General features: G+C 58.7%; 13 protein-coding genes. 5 read left to right on the forward strand and 8 right to left on the reverse strand.

Annotated features, from left to right (window positions below):
• Positions 1-8: 8 nt before the first annotated feature.
• The 4 genes from rarA to lrp all read right to left on the reverse strand — a co-directional run bounded on the left by rarA (position 9) and on the right by lrp (position 6,437).
• Positions 9-1,352 carry a replication-associated recombination protein RarA gene (rarA, locus tag AB8804_RS05145; protein ID WP_371183744.1) on the reverse strand — a complete coding sequence of 448 codons (1,344 nt, stop codon included), beginning with the start codon at positions 1,350-1,352 and terminating at the stop codon, positions 9-11.
• A gap of 9 nt (positions 1,353-1,361) precedes the next feature.
• Complete coding sequence (gene lolA, locus AB8804_RS05150) at positions 1,362-1,973, reverse strand: outer membrane lipoprotein chaperone LolA (protein ID WP_297118753.1); 612 nt, start codon at positions 1,971-1,973, stop codon at positions 1,362-1,364.
• Positions 1,974-2,102: 129 nt separating this feature from the next.
• Positions 2,103-5,807, reverse strand: a complete 3,705-nt coding sequence (gene ftsK, locus AB8804_RS05155) for a DNA translocase FtsK (protein WP_371183747.1) — start codon at positions 5,805-5,807, stop codon at positions 2,103-2,105.
• Positions 5,808-5,942: 135 nt separating this feature from the next.
• A complete protein-coding gene (gene lrp, locus AB8804_RS05160) occupies positions 5,943-6,437 on the reverse strand; it encodes a leucine-responsive transcriptional regulator Lrp (RefSeq protein WP_002439523.1) in 495 nt (164 codons plus the stop codon).
• A 543-nt stretch (positions 6,438-6,980) separates the two neighbouring features.
• Here lrp and trxB point away from each other — a divergent pair.
• The 5 genes from trxB (at position 6,981) to infA (ending at position 12,805) form a co-directional block, all read left to right on the forward strand.
• The gene (gene trxB, locus AB8804_RS05165; RefSeq protein ID WP_371183758.1) at positions 6,981-7,949 is read left to right on the forward strand and encodes a thioredoxin-disulfide reductase; all 969 of its coding nucleotides are present in this window, start codon (positions 6,981-6,983) and stop codon (positions 7,947-7,949) included.
• Between the two features lie 114 nt (positions 7,950-8,063).
• Positions 8,064-9,830 carry a cysteine/glutathione ABC transporter permease/ATP-binding protein CydD gene (gene cydD / locus AB8804_RS05170; protein WP_371183761.1) on the forward strand — a complete coding sequence of 589 codons (1,767 nt, stop codon included), beginning with the start codon at positions 8,064-8,066 and terminating at the stop codon, positions 9,828-9,830.
• The gene (gene cydC / locus AB8804_RS05175) at positions 9,830-11,551 is read left to right on the forward strand and encodes a cysteine/glutathione ABC transporter ATP-binding protein/permease CydC (RefSeq protein ID WP_371183763.1); all 1,722 of its coding nucleotides are present in this window, start codon (positions 9,830-9,832) and stop codon (positions 11,549-11,551) included. Before cydD ends, cydC begins: the two co-directional genes overlap by 1 nt.
• 46 nt (positions 11,552-11,597) lie before the next feature.
• On the forward strand, positions 11,598-12,302 hold the full coding sequence (gene aat, locus AB8804_RS05180) for a leucyl/phenylalanyl-tRNA--protein transferase (RefSeq protein WP_371183765.1): 705 nt from the start codon (positions 11,598-11,600) through the stop codon (positions 12,300-12,302).
• A gap of 284 nt (positions 12,303-12,586) precedes the next feature.
• A complete protein-coding gene (gene infA, locus AB8804_RS05185) occupies positions 12,587-12,805 on the forward strand; it encodes a translation initiation factor IF-1 (protein ID WP_002211347.1) in 219 nt (72 codons plus the stop codon).
• A 120-nt stretch (positions 12,806-12,925) separates the two neighbouring features.
• Here the strand turns inward: infA and cas6f are convergent, their stop codons facing one another.
• Genes cas6f through csy1 form a run of 4 tightly spaced genes read right to left on the reverse strand, consistent with a single transcriptional unit; the run spans position 12,926 to position 16,744 of the window.
• Positions 12,926-13,480, reverse strand: a complete 555-nt coding sequence (gene cas6f, locus AB8804_RS05190; protein ID WP_371183829.1) for a type I-F CRISPR-associated endoribonuclease Cas6/Csy4 — start codon at positions 13,478-13,480, stop codon at positions 12,926-12,928.
• 9 nt (positions 13,481-13,489) lie between these two features.
• A complete protein-coding gene (csy3, locus tag AB8804_RS05195) occupies positions 13,490-14,491 on the reverse strand; it encodes a type I-F CRISPR-associated protein Csy3 (protein ID WP_371183832.1) in 1,002 nt (333 codons plus the stop codon).
• Positions 14,492-14,507: 16 nt separating this feature from the next.
• A complete protein-coding gene (gene csy2 / locus AB8804_RS05200) occupies positions 14,508-15,440 on the reverse strand; it encodes a type I-F CRISPR-associated protein Csy2 (RefSeq protein ID WP_371183834.1) in 933 nt (310 codons plus the stop codon).
• The gene (csy1, locus tag AB8804_RS05205) at positions 15,437-16,744 is read right to left on the reverse strand and encodes a type I-F CRISPR-associated protein Csy1 (RefSeq protein WP_371183836.1); all 1,308 of its coding nucleotides are present in this window, start codon (positions 16,742-16,744) and stop codon (positions 15,437-15,439) included. The genes csy2 and csy1 overlap by 4 nt, the downstream gene beginning before the upstream one ends.
• Position 16,745: the final 1 nt, after the last annotated feature.

A 16,745-nucleotide genomic window follows, 5' to 3' on the forward strand; every position in this document is an offset into this window, starting at 1 on the left:
CGATAGCGCTAACGGTAGCGTTTTATAGGGCTATTTTGATCCTGTCCGGTGAGCCAGGCGAGCTTTTCGCCAATCTTACCTTCAAGACCTCTGCTGGTGGGATGATAATAGCGCGTTTGTGCCATTTCCTGCGGGAAATACTCTTCCCCGGCGGCGTAGGCGTTGGGTTCGTCATGGGCATAGCGATACTCTTGCCCATAGCCCATCTCTTTCATCAGCTTGGTCGGCGCGTTGCGCAGATGAACCGGCACGTCGTAGTCCGGGCGTTCACGCGCGTCGGACATGGCCGCTTTGAACGCGGTATAGACAGCGTTACTTTTCGGCGCGCACGCCAGATAGACAATCGCCTGCGCAATCGCACGCTCGCCCTCGGCCGGGCCGACGCGGGTAAAGCAGTCCCATGCTGAAATCGCGACCTGCATGGCACGCGGATCGGCATTGCCCACATCTTCCGAAGCGATAGCCAGCAGGCGGCGCGCAACGTACAGCGGATCGCCTCCTGCCGTGATGATCCGGGCATACCAGTAGAGCGCCGCATCCGGCGCGCTGCCGCGCACGGACTTGTGCAGGGCCGAAATCAGATCGTAAAAACGGTCGCCCTTGTTATCAAACCGCGCGCTGCGCTCGCCCGCAATTTCGGTCAGCAGCTCGGGTTTCAGCACGCGCTTTCCGGCGTCGTCGACTTCGGCCATATCGGCCATCATCTCCAGCGTGTTGAGCGCCCGACGCGCGTCGCCGTTAACCAGTTCGGCAATCGCGCGGCGTGTGTCGTCCGGCAGCACGATATCCTGACCGCCGTAGCCGCGCGCTTTATCCTCCATCGCCTGGGTGAGCACCTTTTCGATGTCCTCGGTGGTCAGCGATTTCAGCAGGTAAACGCGCGCGCGGGAAAGCAGCGCCGAGTTCAGTTCAAAGGAGGGGTTTTCAGTGGTGGCACCGATGAAGAAAATCGTACCGTCTTCGATATGCGGCAGAAAAGCGTCCTGCTGGCTTTTGTTGAAGCGGTGAACTTCATCGACAAACAGGATGGTGCGGCGCCCCGCGTTACGGTTTTGCCGAGCGCGCTCAATGGCTTCGCGGATCTCTTTCACGCCAGACGTGACCGCAGAAATACGCTCGACGTCCGCATTGGCATAGCGGGCAATCACTTCCGCCAGGGTCGTTTTACCGGTGCCCGGCGGCCCCCAGAGGATCATCGAGTGCAGATGCCCGGCCTCAATGGCGCGCGGCAAAGGCTTACCCGCAGCCAGCAGGTGCTGCTGGCCGATATACTGCGCTAAATTTTCTGGCCGCATGCGGGCGGCCAGAGGTTGAAACGCGTTATCTGAAAAATCGAGCGAAAGGTTGCTCACTCACGCCTCTTACTTACGTTGGTCGTCCACCGTTACGCCCTGCGGCGGGGTAAAGGTGAATTTCGATGCGTCGACAGCGCCGTTTTGCTGGGACTTGAGCTGATAGCTGCTGCGCTGGTCGTCCTGCTCAACCGCACCGAACTGATTAATCGTACCGTTGCTGCTCACGTTAATGGTGAACTGCTTCAGGTTGCCGTTGCTGCCTTTTGGCGTCAGAACAAACTCATCGCCGTTTTGCTTGATGTTGTACTGCTGCCAGTCGCTCGTCTGGTTACGGGCAATCAACATAAACGGCGTATTGCTGGTGGCGTCTTTCAGCCAGGTCGCGGTCGCTTGCTCAACGAACGGGTTGAAGAACCACAGGGTTTTGCCGTCAGACACCAGAATGCTTTCATCCGGCTGGGTCATGTGCCAGTTAAACAGATTCGGACGTTTAACCCACAGATCCCCCTGTCCTTCCTGCACCGCATTGCCGCTGCCGTCCGTCACCTTTTGCGTGAAGCTGGCGTGGAAGCTGCTCACCTTATCCAGTCGGCTTTTAAGGTCGCTGGCGGCATCCGCCCAGACGCTGCTGGCAACAAAGCTGGTGAGTAATGCACAGGCGATTGCGATTTTTTTCATTGTTATTCCTTAAAATACGTCATCCCGATATGGGGGTTTCCGTGTTCTATTCTGGACCTGCCCGAAGGCAGGCGACAGAAGAAAATGCCTAATTTTTACTGATTTACCCTTCTTTGCAATACCGGGCAATCACTCAAACGGCGGCGGAGCCAGCACCTCACGGTTACCGTTATGCCCCTGCTCGCTCACGATACCCTGGGCTTCCATCTGCTCGATGATGCGCGCCGCGCGGTTGTAGCCAATGCGGAACTGGCGCTGCACGCCCGAGATAGAGGCTTTACGCTTCTCGGTCACGAAGTTAACCGCCTGGTCGAATAAAGGATCGAGCTCTTCTCCGCCGTCAAAACCACCGCCGCCGCCTTCACTTTCGGTATCGTTGGTGATACCGTCAACGTACTGCGGACGCCCGCGCGCCTTCCAGTCCTGGACCACCGCATGAACTTCCTCATCACGAACGAACGCGCCGTGCACGCGAACTGGCGACGTTGAGTTCGGGCCGGAATAGAGCATATCACCCATCCCCAGCAGCGATTCCGCGCCGCCCTGGTCGAGAATGGTGCGGGAGTCAATTTTGCTCGATACGGTAAACGCAATTCGCGTCGGGATGTTCGCCTTGATAAGACCGGTAATGACGTCCACCGACGGACGCTGCGTTGCCAGTACGAGGTGAATACCGGCCGCACGCGCTTTCTGCGCCAGACGGGCGATCAGCTCTTCCACTTTCTTACCGACGGTCATCATCAGGTCGGCAAATTCATCCACCAGCACCACGATGTAAGGCAGTTTTTCCAGCACCGGATGCTGGGCATCCATGCTGTCACCCGGCTTCCAGTACGGATCGGGGATTGGGCGGCCCATGCGCACGGCTTCGGCGATTTTCTCGTTATAACCGGCAAGGTTACGCACGCCCAGCGCCGACATCAGCTTGTAGCGACGCTCCATTTCGTTGACGCTCCAGCGCAGGGCGTTGGCCGCGTCCTTCATGTCGGTCACGACTTCCGTCAGCAGGTGTGGAATACCTTCGTAGACCGACAGCTCAAGCATTTTCGGGTCGATCATGATGAAGCGCACGTCTTCTGGCTGCGCTTTGTACAGCATGCTCAGGATCATGGCGTTTACGCCGACTGACTTACCGGAGCCGGTTGTACCGGCGACCAGCAGGTGCGGCATCTTCGCCAGATCGGCAACCACCGGATCGCCTGCGATATCTTTACCCAACACCACGGTCAGCGGAGACGGGTTGTCGCGGAACTTGGTGTTATCCAGCACTTCGCGCAGGTAAACCGTTTGGCGCTTCTTGTTCGGCAGCTCGAGGCCAACGTACGGCTTGCCAGGAATAACCTCTACCACACGCACGGCAACGGTCGACAATGAGCGCGCCAGATCGCGAGACAGGTTAGAAATACGCGCAGCTTTTACGCCAGGCGCAAGGTTCAGCTCAAAGCGGGTGATAACCGGGCCAGGCGAGTAGTTCACCACGTCCGCCTTGATGCGGAAATCAGCCAGACGCGCTTCAACCAGGCGCGCCATCTGTTCCAGCGCAAAGGTATCTACCGGCTCAACTTCAGACGGCGGAGGCGTAAGCAGGTCCAGCGACGGCAGCGGTGTGCTCGGGCGCTGGAGCGGACGGCTATCGCCGTTACGCATCAGCAGCGGGTGAATAAGGCTTTCCTGCTGCGGCGGCGCGGGCTGCTGGAACTGCGGCGGCTGTGGAGGCTGCTGCGGCTGCGCATACGTCTGCTGAGCGGGCTGCGGTGCATAGGCTTGCTGGGCAGGCTGCTGCGGCTGAGCGTAAGCCTGCGGCGCAGGTGCAGGCTGCTGGCGCACGGGCTCAGCCTCCGGCATTACGCTCGGCGTGAACAGCGGTTCGCTTGGGCCATCGTCCACCAGATCTTTCATCGGTGAAAATTCAAAATCCGACAGTGAGAACGGATTTGCGCCAGCGGGCTGTTCGCCGGAATAGCGCTGCTGCTGGGTTGCCGCAAACTGACGCGCGAGTTCTGCTTCTGCCGCATCGTCTTCATCTTCCTGAACCTGCGCGTCGTGCTGGTACTCTTCGCCATAGCGCTGATGCTGCTGAGCGGCGAACTGGCGCGCCAGCTCGTCCTGCTGCATTTCATCTGTATCGTCTTCGTATTCAGGCTCGCGCGCTTTTTCTTCCGCCATGCGCTGGGAAGGCAGCTTGATGCCGTAGGAGGCCAGCTCGCGGCGGGTTGGCACGCGAACGCGGTTTGGACGCGGCAGCTGAGGACCAATCCCCTCTTTCACCTGAGAACGTGGCGCTCCCCCTGCTGCGAGGCTAAAGACCGGCGCAGACGCGGCGGCTGCGGCCGTCGCCTGCTTCACGCCCTCGGCAACCGGCGCAACGGCAGGCGTTGGGTCAACGGAAGGAATAACAGCAGCAGGCGCGGGTGCAACCGGCTCCTGAACGGGTTCAGGCACGGGCTGATACCAGGCCGCAAGCTGCTCGCGCTCGCGGGCGCGTCGCTCTTCAACTTCTTCAAAGTAGTACATCGGTGGACGAGACGGCTTCACCTCTTCCACTGGCTCAGGCTCAACGACAGGCTGCGCCGGTTCTGGCTGTTGTTCAGGCACATATTCCTGATACGGCTGCGCGACCGGCTGCTGATAAGGCTCTGGCTCGTACACCGGTTCCGGCTGGTAGGGCTGCTGCCACTGTTCATGCTGGACAGGGGCATAACTTGCCGGTTCTGGTGCAATGGTCGGCTCCGGCGTATGCACGCCTGGCGCAGTTTGCCAGTCGACCTGCGGCTGCTGCACCACCGATTCCGGGGCAGGGACGGGCGCTGACGGTATGATGGCTTCAGCCGGGGCGGCATAAGCCTGCGCCGCGGTGGTCGCAGCCGCCGCTGCCGCTACGGGTTCAGCGACGGAGTGGCCGTTTAACAGCGGATCGTATTCATCGTAATCCCCCGGCATAGCGCGGTTGCCCGAGAACAGTACGTCATCAGGATCGACCGGCGCGCCTGCCGCGCGATATTCAACCTGCTCATCTTCATCCATGCGCTTGCCGGAGAAGAGTGCGGCGTCGGTTTTACGCCCAAGCGGGTTAGCAAATTTTTCAGCTACGCGTTTGCGACGCGCGAGCGCACCGCGCAAGATGCGCGCGCGACGCGATTCACGGTGCTCAACGGACGCATCGTCATCTTCATACTCATCCTCGTACTCTTCTTCGTCTACCCACGTGTCGTCCCGGCGGGTACGGTTGCTCGCAAACGTCAGGAGCGTGAGGATAAAACTGCCGATCTTTTCGGCAATACTGACCCATGACCAGCCGGTGAAAAGCGTCAGGCCCGCGGCCCAAATGCAGAGCAGCGCCAGGGTTCCGCCGCTGCTGTGCAGCATCGGCTGCAGTGCGGTGCTCAGCAGGCTGCCGATGACGCCACCGGAGGCAAAATACCAGATATCATCAGCGTTAATGGCCGCCAGCCCGCAGGAGGTCAGAATCAACGCCAGCGCGCCGATCAGGCGCAGCGAAACCGCGAAATAATCGATGTAGTCGTCATTCTGCCGATGGCGCCAGGCAAACCAGCATCCGCCGATGATGATGATCGGAAGGGTGTAGGCCATCACGCCAAAAATGAAAAAGAGAGTATCCGCAAGCCAGGCGCCGGGCATGCCGCCCAGATTATGGATAGGCTCATGCCATGCGGTTTGTGACCAGCTTGGATCGGAAGGGTTGAAACTGAGTAAGGCTGCCATCAGCCAGACGGCAAAAAGGGCAACAACGATCAGCAACGCCTCGAGGAGACGACGCCCGCTGCTTAGCTTAGATAATGTGACTTCTTTGTCTTCAGTGTATTCCTGGCTCAAGAAAGGCTCTCCAGGTATCAGGCATATCCTGCCTGTTTGCTAAAACGGACAACAGCGCCGGGTATCCCCGGCACTGTTGCTGTATGGATTAACAGGAGTGTAATCAAACTACACTGATTTTGCACCTGTTCCGTGTTAGCGCGTCTTAATTACCAGACGATTGCTCTGTTTGACCTCTTCCATCACCACGTAAGTACGGGTGTCATTTACGCCCGGCAGACGCAGCAAGGTTTCACCCAGCAGCTTACGATAGGCGGACATGTCCGGCACACGCGTTTTCAGAAGGTAGTCGAAATCGCCCGAAACCAAATGACACTCTTGAATTTCTTCAAGTTTCTGCACAGCGGAGTTAAATTGCTCAAACACATCCGGCGCACCACGATTCAGAGTAATCTCAACAAATACCAGAAGTGAGGCATCCAGATAATGCGGGTTCAGCAGAGCCGTATAGCCCTGAATAAAACCCTGTCTTTCCAGTCGGCGCACACGCTCGAGGCACGGCGTCGGGGAAAGTCCCACACGTTTTGAAAGCTCGACGTTGGAAATACGCCCATCCTTTTGCAATTCATTAAGAATGTTACGATCGATACGGTCGAGATCTTTGCCAGGGCGCTTCTTGCTATCTACCATTATTATTGTCTCTCTGTATTCCTTCCCTACTCCTGCCTGGACCCTGTGCACATCACTGTTCAGAGCCTGTCCCCGTCATTTTTCACATTGCCTGTTTATGTTTTAGACGCAATGCGGACTCGGGTTCTGTGGTAAGAAGACCGCTGCACTAAAGCCGTCACCGACATCACGAATGGCGTCTGTCCACGCCATGCGTAGATTTCATTGACACGGTAAAAATGCCATTTACGTGCATGCTTATGCGGCATGCGCGTAATGCGGTATTTTTTCTTCCTTGAATGTTTTCGCAAAAGCGCAGGGGATTGTCAAAGCAAAACATCGATTTTTAGTACAACATGCCGGATATTCATTACGGCCGGGGATTAATCCTCATTTTATTGCCTTATAAACGACCGGTTTCCAGTAGAAAGCGTTATGTTATAGCGCCTGATTCATCGACGCAGACTATTGCACACATTGATATCAAAATTGCTGTGCTCTTTTTTTACGCCCGCAAATTCCCTACAATCCTGCCAACTGTCTGCCAACAACAATGGGGATCTCATGGGCACGGCCAAACACAGTAAGCTGCTAATCCTTGGTTCTGGACCTGCGGGATATACCGCGGCGGTCTATGCTGCACGCGCTAACCTGCAACCGGTATTAATTACCGGCATGGAAAAAGGCGGTCAGCTGACCACCACCACCGAAGTGGAAAACTGGCCAGGCGACCCGAACGACCTGACCGGGCCGCTGCTGATGGAGCGTATGCACGAGCATGCGGCGAAGTTCGACACCGAAATTCTGTTCGATCACATTAATAAAGTGGACCTCCAGAATCGTCCGTTCCGCCTGACGGGCGACAGCGGCGAGTACACCTGCGACGCGCTGATTATTGCTACCGGCGCCTCTGCCCGCTATCTGGGCCTGCCTTCCGAAGAAGCGTTTAAAGGCCGCGGCGTCTCTGCGTGCGCCACCTGCGACGGATTCTTCTATCGCAACCAGAAGGTCGCGGTAATCGGCGGCGGCAATACCGCCGTGGAAGAAGCGTTGTACCTGGCGAACATCGCCTCTGAAGTGCACCTGATCCACCGCCGCGAGACCTTCCGCGCGGAGAAAATTCTGATCAAACGCCTGATGGATAAAGTGGCAAGCGGCAACATCGTGCTGCACACCAACCGCACCCTTGAAGAGGTCACGGGCGATCAGATGGGCGTCTCTGGCCTGCGCCTTCGCGATACCCAAAACACCGACAGCGTGGAAACGCTGGACGTCGCGGGCCTGTTCGTCGCCATTGGCCACAGCCCTAACACCGCCATCTTTGACGGCCAGCTTGATCTGGAAAACGGCTACATTAAGGTGCAGTCCGGCATTCACGGCAATGCGACCCAGACCAGCATCCCGGGCGTTTTCGCTGCGGGCGACGTCATGGACCATATCTACCGCCAGGCGATCACCTCTGCCGGTACCGGCTGCATGGCCGCGCTTGACGCGGAACGCTACCTCGACGGACTGGCCGAGCAAGGTAAATAATCTTTACAAGTCAGTAACAAACGTAAATAAAGGCGACGATAAGTCGCCTTTGTTGTCTCTGCGTTGTAACATTGCGCTGCCCAATTTCTAATAACGTCACCTGCAAAGTACGCAATGGAAAAGACCCGTCAACAAGAGCTAACACGCTGGCTTAAACAGCAAAGCGTTATTTCCCGCCGCTGGCTGAACATCTCCCGCCTTTTGGGGCTGATCGGCGGCCTGTTGATTGTTGCCCAGGCATGGCTGCTGGCCCGCATTCTTCACCTCATGATCATGGAGAACATTCCCCGCGAGGCGCTCCTGCTGCCGTTTGTCATCCTGGTGCTGGTCTTTATTTTGCGCGCCTGGGTGGTCTGGCTGCGCGAGCGGGTCGGCTTTCACGCCGGGCAGCATATCCGCTACGAGATACGCCGTAAGGTGCTCGACCGCCTTCAGGAGGCCGGTCCAGCCTGGATTCAGGGTAAACCCGCCGGAAGCTGGGCAACGCTGATCCTTGAACAAATCGACGACATGCACGACTACTACGCGCGCTATCTCCCGCAGATGGCGCTGGCGGCGTGCGTGCCGCTGCTCATTGTGATTACGATTTTCCCTGTCAACTGGGTCGCCGCGCTGATTTTGCTGAGCACCGCCCCCCTCATTCCGATGTTTATGGCGATGGTTGGCATGGGCGCGGCAGACGCTAACCGCCGAAACTTCCTGGCGCTGGGCCGCCTGAGCGGTCACTTCCTCGATCGCCTCCGCGGGATGGAAACGCTGCGTATTTTTGGCCGCGGTGAAGCAGAAACCGAAAACATCCGCCGCGCGTCGCAGGATTTCCGCCAGCGCACCATGGAAGTGCTGCGCCTGGCGTTTCTGTCGTCCGGCGTGCTCGAGTTTTTCACCTCGCTGTCCATCGCCCTGGTCGCGGTCTACTTCGGCTTTTCCTATCTGGGCGCGCTGGACTTCGGCCACTACGGTACGGCGGTGACGCTGTCTGCCGGTTTCCTGGCGCTGATCCTGGCTCCGGAGTTTTTCCAGCCGCTTCGCGATCTCGGCACCTTCTATCATGCTAAGGCCCAGGCCGTGGGCGCAGCCGATAGCCTGAAAACCTTTATGGAGACGCCGCTGGCGCATCCTGAACGCGGTGACGTTACGCTGAATGCAAATGACGCTGTCGCCATTGAGGCGCGTGATTTCTCGGTCCTGTCGCCGGAAGGAAAAGTGCTTGCCGGTCCGCTCAACTTTAGCCTGCCTGCCGGGCAGCGCGTGGTGGTGGTCGGCACCAGCGGGTCCGGCAAAAGCTCGCTGATGAATGCCCTCTCGGGCTTCATGGCCTACACCGGCTCCCTGCAGGTGAATCAGACGGAGCTGAGCGACCTCGATCCAGACGCCTGGCGCAGGCAGCTAAGCTGGGTGGGACAGAACCCGCAGCTTCCCGCGTCGACGCTTCGGGAAAACGTGCTTCTGGCGCGCCCGGACGCCAGCGATGACGAGCTCAGGTCGGTGCTTGACCGCGCCTGGGTCAGCGAGTTTCTGCCGCTGCTTCCACAGGGCGTCGATACCGTCGTCGGCGATCAGTCCGCCGGTTTATCCGTCGGCCAGGCGCAGCGCGTTGCGGTGGCTCGCGCCCTGCTCAACCCGTGTCAGCTGATGCTGCTGGATGAACCCGCGGCCAGCCTCGACGCGCACAGCGAGCGGCGCGTTATGGACGCGCTCAACGCGGCCTCGCGGCAGCAAACGACGCTGATGGTCTCCCACCAGCTGGAAGGACTTGCCGACTGGGATCGGATCTGGGTAATGGAAAACGGTCAAATCGTCGAGCAAGGCGACTATGCCTCGCTTGCTGCCGCGCAGGGGCCGTTTGCCGCCCTGCTGGCGAATCGTCAGGAGGATATCTGATGCGCGCTCTGTTACCGTATCTGGCGCTGTACAAGCGTCACAAGTGGATGCTAACGCTGGGGATTGTGCTCGCCATCGTGACCCTGCTGGCGAGCATCGGGCTGCTGACGCTTTCCGGCTGGTTCTTGTCCGCCTCTGCCGTCGCGGGCTTTGCGGGGCTGTACAGCTTTAACTATATGCTCCCCGCAGCGGGCGTGCGCGGCACCGCGATTACCCGCACCGCCGGGCGCTACTTCGAGCGTCTGGTCAGCCACGATGCAACCTTCCGCGTGCTGCAGCACCTGCGGATTTACACCTTCAGCAAGCTGCTCCCCCTCTCCCCTGCCGGGCTGGCGCGCTTTCGTCAGGGCGAATTGCTCAACCGCGTGGTGGCGGATGTCGACACGCTGGATCATCTTTACCTGCGGGTGATCTCCCCGCTGATGGGCGCGTTCGTGGTCATCGTCGTGGTTACGCTGGGGCTTTGCGCGCTGGATGTCACCCTCGCGCTAACGCTCGGCGGTATCATGCTGCTTACGCTTATCGCCCTGCCGCCGCTGTTTTATCGCGCAGGGAAATCTGCCGGAGAGAACCTGACTCGCCTTCGCGGAGAGTACCGGCAGCAGCTGACCTCGTGGCTTCAGGGCCAGGCCGAGCTGACCATCTTCGGCGCCAGCAGGCGCTATCGCGCTCAGATGGAAAACACCGAGCTGAACTGGCATGAAGCCCAGCGCCGCCAGTCTGAGCTAACCGCATTATCCCAGGCGCTGATGCTGCTGATCGGCGGCATTGCCGTCGTGGCTATGCTGTGGATGGCCTCCGGCGGCGTTGGCCGTCACGCCCAGCCGGGGCCGCTTATCGCCCTCTTCGTCTTCTGCGCGCTGGCCGCATTTGAAGCGCTGGCTCCCGTGACCGGCGCGTTTCAGCATCTGGGTCAGGTGATTGCCTCAGCCCTGCGCATTACGCAGATTGCGGAACAAGAGCCGGAAGTGACGTTTTCCGCTGCGCAAACGCCTGTACCGGAGCAGGTGGCGCTCACCCTGAGCGGGGTCACCTTCGCCTACGGTCCGCAGGCGCAGAACGCGCTGGAAGATATCGACCTCTCCGTAAGCGCTGGCCAGCGCGTCGCCATCCTGGGCCGCACCGGCTGCGGAAAATCAACGCTTCTGCAGCTGCTGACCCGCGCGTGGGACCCGCAGCGCGGCGAGATCCGCGTTAACGGAACGGCATTAGCCGATTTCAGCGAAGACGCGCTGCGCAAAACCGTCAGCGTCGTGCCGCAGCGCGTGCACCTTTTCAGCGCCACGCTGCGCGACAACCTGCTGCTGGCCGCGCCGGAGGCGTCTGACGACCAGCTTCGCGCGATGCTGGAACAGGTCGGCCTGCACAAGCTTCTGGAAGACGACGGATTAAACAGCTGGCTCGGGGAAGGCGGTCGTCAGCTTTCCGGCGGCGAGCTGCGCCGTCTGGCGATTGCCCGCGCGCTGCTGCATAACGGCCCGCTGATGCTGCTGGATGAGCCTACCGAAGGACTTGATGCCACCACCGAAAGCCAAATCCTTGAGCTGCTGGCGAGCGTGACGTCCGGGAAAACGGTGCTGATGGTCACCCACCGCCTGCGCGGCCTGGTGAATTTCGATCAAATAATTGTGATGGACAACGGGCACATTATTGAGCAAGGTAATCATTCTGAATTGATGGCAAAACAGGGCCGCTACTATCAGTTTAAACAGCGTCTGTAAGCTATATTTGAACCGATCCCAACTCGCGTAGTGGAGTTTCGCCGTCATGCGCCTGGTCCAGCTCTCTCGTCATAATATTGCGTTCCCCTCCCCTGAGGGGGCGCTTCGTGAGCCCAACGGGCTGCTGGCGCTGGGCGGCGATCTTAGCCCAGCGCGGCTATTAATGGCCTATCAGCACGGAATTTTCCCATGGTATTCCCCCGGCGATCCTATTTTATGGTGGTCACCCGATCCGCGCGCGGTGCTGTGGCCGACGGCGTTTCACCTCAGCCGCAGCATGAAGCGGTTTCATGCAAAATCGCCCTATCGCGTGACCCTCAACCATGCGTTTAGCCAGGTTATCGAAGGCTGCGCCAGCGACCGGCATGAAGGCACCTGGATCACCCGCGAGATCGTTATTGCCTACGAGCGTTTGCACGAGCTTGGCTATGCGCATTCGATAGAGGTATGGGATAAGCATGAGCTGGTGGGCGGCATGTATGGCGTAGCCCAGGGGACCTTGTTCTGCGGCGAATCGATGTTCTCCCGCGCCGTGAACGCGTCCAAAACCGCGCTGCTGGTGTTCTGCAAAGAGTTTTCCGAACGCGGCGGCCAGCTGCTGGATTGCCAGGTCCTGAATGAGCATACCGCGTCGCTCGGCGCCGTTGAAATTTCACGCCGCGGCTACATCGAGCATCTGGACCGCTATCGTCATGAGACGCTTGCGCACGATTTTTGGATCCCACGTACGCTCTTTATGCCCAAAGCCTAAATGTTTTCCGCACATTTTTTATGAGGGTGTTATAATTACGCCGCAGAGTAGCTTCTGCCTGTTGCCCCGCCGCCGTTTGGGACCCCCGCTTCAGATAACGTCCTGACGTTTATCCTGTCGTCTCCCCTTTACGAATGCGCTTCCTGTTCGGTTGTACCGTGACGCTTGGGCAATGCGCTGAAACTGTTTTGCTGCGTTTTAATCGCGCAATTCTTTACTTAATTGATGAATTTCGGCATTATCTTGCCGGTTCAAAACTTGGTAGTGATACCCCAGAGGATTAGATGGCCAAAGAAGACAATATTGAAATGCAGGGTACCGTACTTGATACGTTGCCTAACACCATGTTTCGCGTAGAGCTGGAAAACGGTCACGTGGTAACTGCGCACATCTCCGGTAAAATGCGCAAAAACTATATCCGCATTTTAACGGGCGACAAAGTGACTGTTGAACTGACCCCGTACGACCTGAGCAAAGGCCGCATTGTCTTCCGTAGTCGCTAATTGTTTTCGCCTGTAAAGGCAGATGAATATATAAAAAGGCCGGTTATCCCGGCCTTTTTTGTTATTTCCAGTTCCAGACTTTTTCCGGCGCAATTAATAAGCGTTTTCCAAATGCGCAGGTCAAAACCACGGCACGGTAGCCGTCGCGCTTAATCCATAGCTTGAAAACGTGCCCTCCACGGGTTCAGAAAGCGCGTCACCGTGGCGAATAAATAGCCGAAATGGCTGCCCGGTCGACAGGCTGCGCATATTGAGCCACGGTAAATCCGTGTGCTGTGCGTCCATTGCCGGCGCGCGAGCCTGCGCCTCCGCTTCGCTCAACCAGCCTTTTTTTACCGAACGCCGTAATAACCGCAGCGGGCTGCTCTTAACCTGGACGCGGCTGACGCTGCGCCAGCACTGAACGTTCGGAACCGCCAGCACCTTCGTGGAACCACAATAGTCGCTCAGCCCTTTTCGCCAGCTCGTTGCGTCCAGCTCCCTTAGCGCCTGCTCGCAGCCGTGAAGACGCAGGCATGCGCCGGGCTTGACGCCGTGAAGGGGAAAGCTGACGCCGATATCGCCCTTTCCCCTTGCCCCCAGCGCACGATGCAGTTTGGCGAACAGTGCCGCCATCAGCACCTCTTCGCTAAATTCCGGATCGGGCAGGACGCGGATTTCAAGGTAGTGATCCATAACGGCTCCTTATTCACCTTTCTCGCCAAACACGCCGCCGCGGATCAGCACCGCCATGACGTAATGCTGCTGCTCTTTTTCGGGAATTTGGCCTTTCGTCACCCAGTTATCCAGCAGGGTGTAGAAATCCATTTTCTCTTTCGGCTGACGGCACGCCACGCCGCGGCTGGTCACAGAGCCATACGGCTCCACGGCAATCGCGCCCAGTTCGTCAACGCGTGGATGCCACGTATCAATGGTTCTGACCGCGTTGCCGATCTTCTGCGAGTGCATTCCCGCCACGTTATCCACATGATAAAGCAGGCGGCTCTTGGTGCTGTTGCTGTCGAGCACCAGCTCCTGCGACGGGAACACCTCCTGCCCTTTGCCCAGCAGCACCTTAGCGCTGACCTCCAGCAGGACGAAGCTTTCACCGCGCAGCCCTTTCTCGATTTCCTGCAAAAGCGCGTTTAGCGCCTTGTCCTGCGCGGTGAACGCCCGCAGCGGATAGTCGTGCGCGTTAAACGTCCAGGCGTCGTCCCCCTTCTTCACGGTAATTTCAATTTTTTCTGCACCGACGCGGTTGCGCCACAGGAAGCGACCGTTCGCCAGGTTAGTGGCATAGCGGTGCGCCAGCGCGCCAAAGCCGTGCTCACTGATATAGCCGTCAATAACCTGCTGCAGCGCATCCTGATAGGCCCGATCGTTACACACCGACGGCGTGGAAAGGTTGCCGAGCACGCGCAGGGTAAATCTCACCTGAAGGGTATCGGCCTCTGGCGGCAGCGCCGCCACGTCCACGCGCTGCAGGTTGGCTTTCTGGATTTCGGCATCAAGCTTCGTTGGGTCGTTGACGAGCGCATTTTTGAGCCTGTTGGAAATCGTTCCGCGCACCGCCTTTTCCTGAAGCCGGATCGGCTGCCAGCCGGTCCCTTGCCAGTTACCCGCATACATCACCGCGTCTGACGCTGCCAGCTTGCGTTCGAATGCCAGTACAGAAGCCGTTTTAACGGCAGTTGGAGCCTTTGCCATGTAGTAGTCCTTTTTATCAATGTGGTTTCGCTGCCTGCGGCGCGCTGGCGCCCTGACAGTAGTAGCCGGTTTCAGTGGTGCGGTAGCGCCAGAAAATATCCTCCAGCGACGAAATGCGATGCAGCCCGCACCACTCGCCCACGCCGTACACCGCTTCGGTAAAAGCAAACGGCGTCTGGTCGTCTCGGGCGTTTGCCACCGCGCCGGAGGCGTAGAGTTCAGAAATGCGCTGATATCCCGTCATCAGCGGAACCAGATAGCCCGGCCGCGGTTTTGGCACGCGCTGCCACGCTGCCGAATCGCCCTCCTGGAGGTTCTCGTCTTCGGGCGTCTCCGCCTGGAACTTCAGGGCGGCAAAATCAAGCCAGGCGTCCAGCATCGTGACCTGCGGGTTATCTGCAAGCAGGCTATGCAGATGTTCCTCAAGCCAGGCGCTGCGATCGCGCAGGACAAAGCCCGGCGTCAGCTGCCATTTCAGGTAGGCCAGCTTTTCTTCCGTCGTCGGCTTATCCATCACCGCGATATCTTTAATACTGACAATAATGCCGCCCGCCATGCGCAGCGTTGGGCAACGCCCTTTCAGGAACGCCGCCAGCGCCTGCTGCCCGTACTCGCCGTTAACGATTTCTCCGCGGCACTCCAGCAGCAGGGAGACGGTCATATGCATTCGCCCCTCTTCGTTGAAGGAGGCGGTTTTGCCCTCGCGGGTCAGCGGGTTGCGCGTCAGGGCAAACTGGTAGTCGCGGCCAGACGTATGCGCGTGGAGCTGATGCGCGTGGCTCACTACGGCGCAGCCGTTCAGCGTCAGCCCGTGCGTTTGCGTCAGAATGCGCGACAGCGCGTGGGTGAAGCCTAAAAAGTGGGTGATCGCTGGAAACCCCCACGTGATGCCCGCAATGGCGTTGGCGTTTTCAACGCGCACGTGGCGCAAAAGGATCAGCGTGCTCATTTCAGCGCCTCCCGGAGCATTTTTTCCGTTTCACGCAGGCTGGTGCGCAGCCTTTGGCGCGTCTCCCATTCCCGTTTTTCTTCCGCACCGACGTCGGGTAAATCTTTACGCAAGCGGGCGTTCAGCCATATCGAAAAATCAGCGGCGACGGCTTCCTGCCAGTCGTCGTTGTTCCGGGCCTTGCGAAATGCCTCATCGCTTTTGGTTCGCCACGGATCGAGCCAGAGCTGCTGGTGAGTTTTCAGCGTCGGACAATTGAGCGTCCAGCTTTGCCATTCTTCACGCTGAAGTTCAGACACCACGACAAACAGCAGATCGATAAGCTCGTCGATGTACTCATCGCGCGCTTCACGGATGTGCCGATTGTTGTAGTTCTTCGATCGCGTAAGCAGCGAGATGATCCGCTGCACCGCCGTACCTGCCCGCCGGTCAAACTGGCCTCCAGCCGTAAACACCGAGCGCAAACTTACCGGGGGGTTATCCGCACGCTTCCACTGCGGAGGCTGCGCCGAAAGCAGCCAGACCCGCCCGCCGCGCACGCTGTTGAGATAGGAGATATTCTGCGGCTTGGTCCCGCCGAAATGCATTTCAGCGCTTTCAGGAAAGAGCACAAGCGGCTGCGGATGCCAGGTTTTCTCGCGCCGCGCTTTGCGGATGGCGTTAACCTCATCGCCAAAACGAAACGCGAGCATCTTCTGGTGGTAAGCGTGAACCAGCGACGTGGCAAAGAGCGGGCTCAGGAGGTGGTAATCATCACCCACCGGGAAATAGTTCTGCTTTGCCAGCTTGTGCGAAGCGGGCTCACCGAGCTCGAGCGCGCGGGAAAAACCGACAACCCATTCATCAAGCTGAGCCGCATCGTCCGTGAAGGCCGCAAGCGGACTACGATCGCCCCGTTTGAGGCATGCGAGGAGCGAATCCCCTTTAACGCGCGTTTGCAGCAGCTTTGCAACGTCCAGCGCCGCGGCGTTCCCCACGGCATCGGGGTCTATATCGTCCAATGTCGCGCTGCTGAGATAGCCTTCTTTCTGCGTCGTTTCACTGTACAGGCTGCTGCTTTTAGAATCCCCGTGCGTGAACTTCGCCGCATGGGTAACCAGGCTAATCTGCCCGGCTCGTCTTGCGGCATCGGTGAGCCACGCTCGCGGCTCATAGCGAAGCTCAAGCTCCCTGCGTTCAGATGCCAGCGCTACGCGATCCGCCGCGTCGCGCTTTGCCGCTTCTTTATCAAACGCTTCCAGCTTGGCCCGCCGTCGTCCGGCAATATATTCAGCAATAAAAGCGGCCAGTGCTTCTACAGACATA

Origin of the sequence: Enterobacter sp. KBR-315C3_2022, from assembly GCF_041399425.1 — a bacterium.
GTDB lineage: Bacteria > Pseudomonadota > Gammaproteobacteria > Enterobacterales > Enterobacteriaceae > Enterobacter.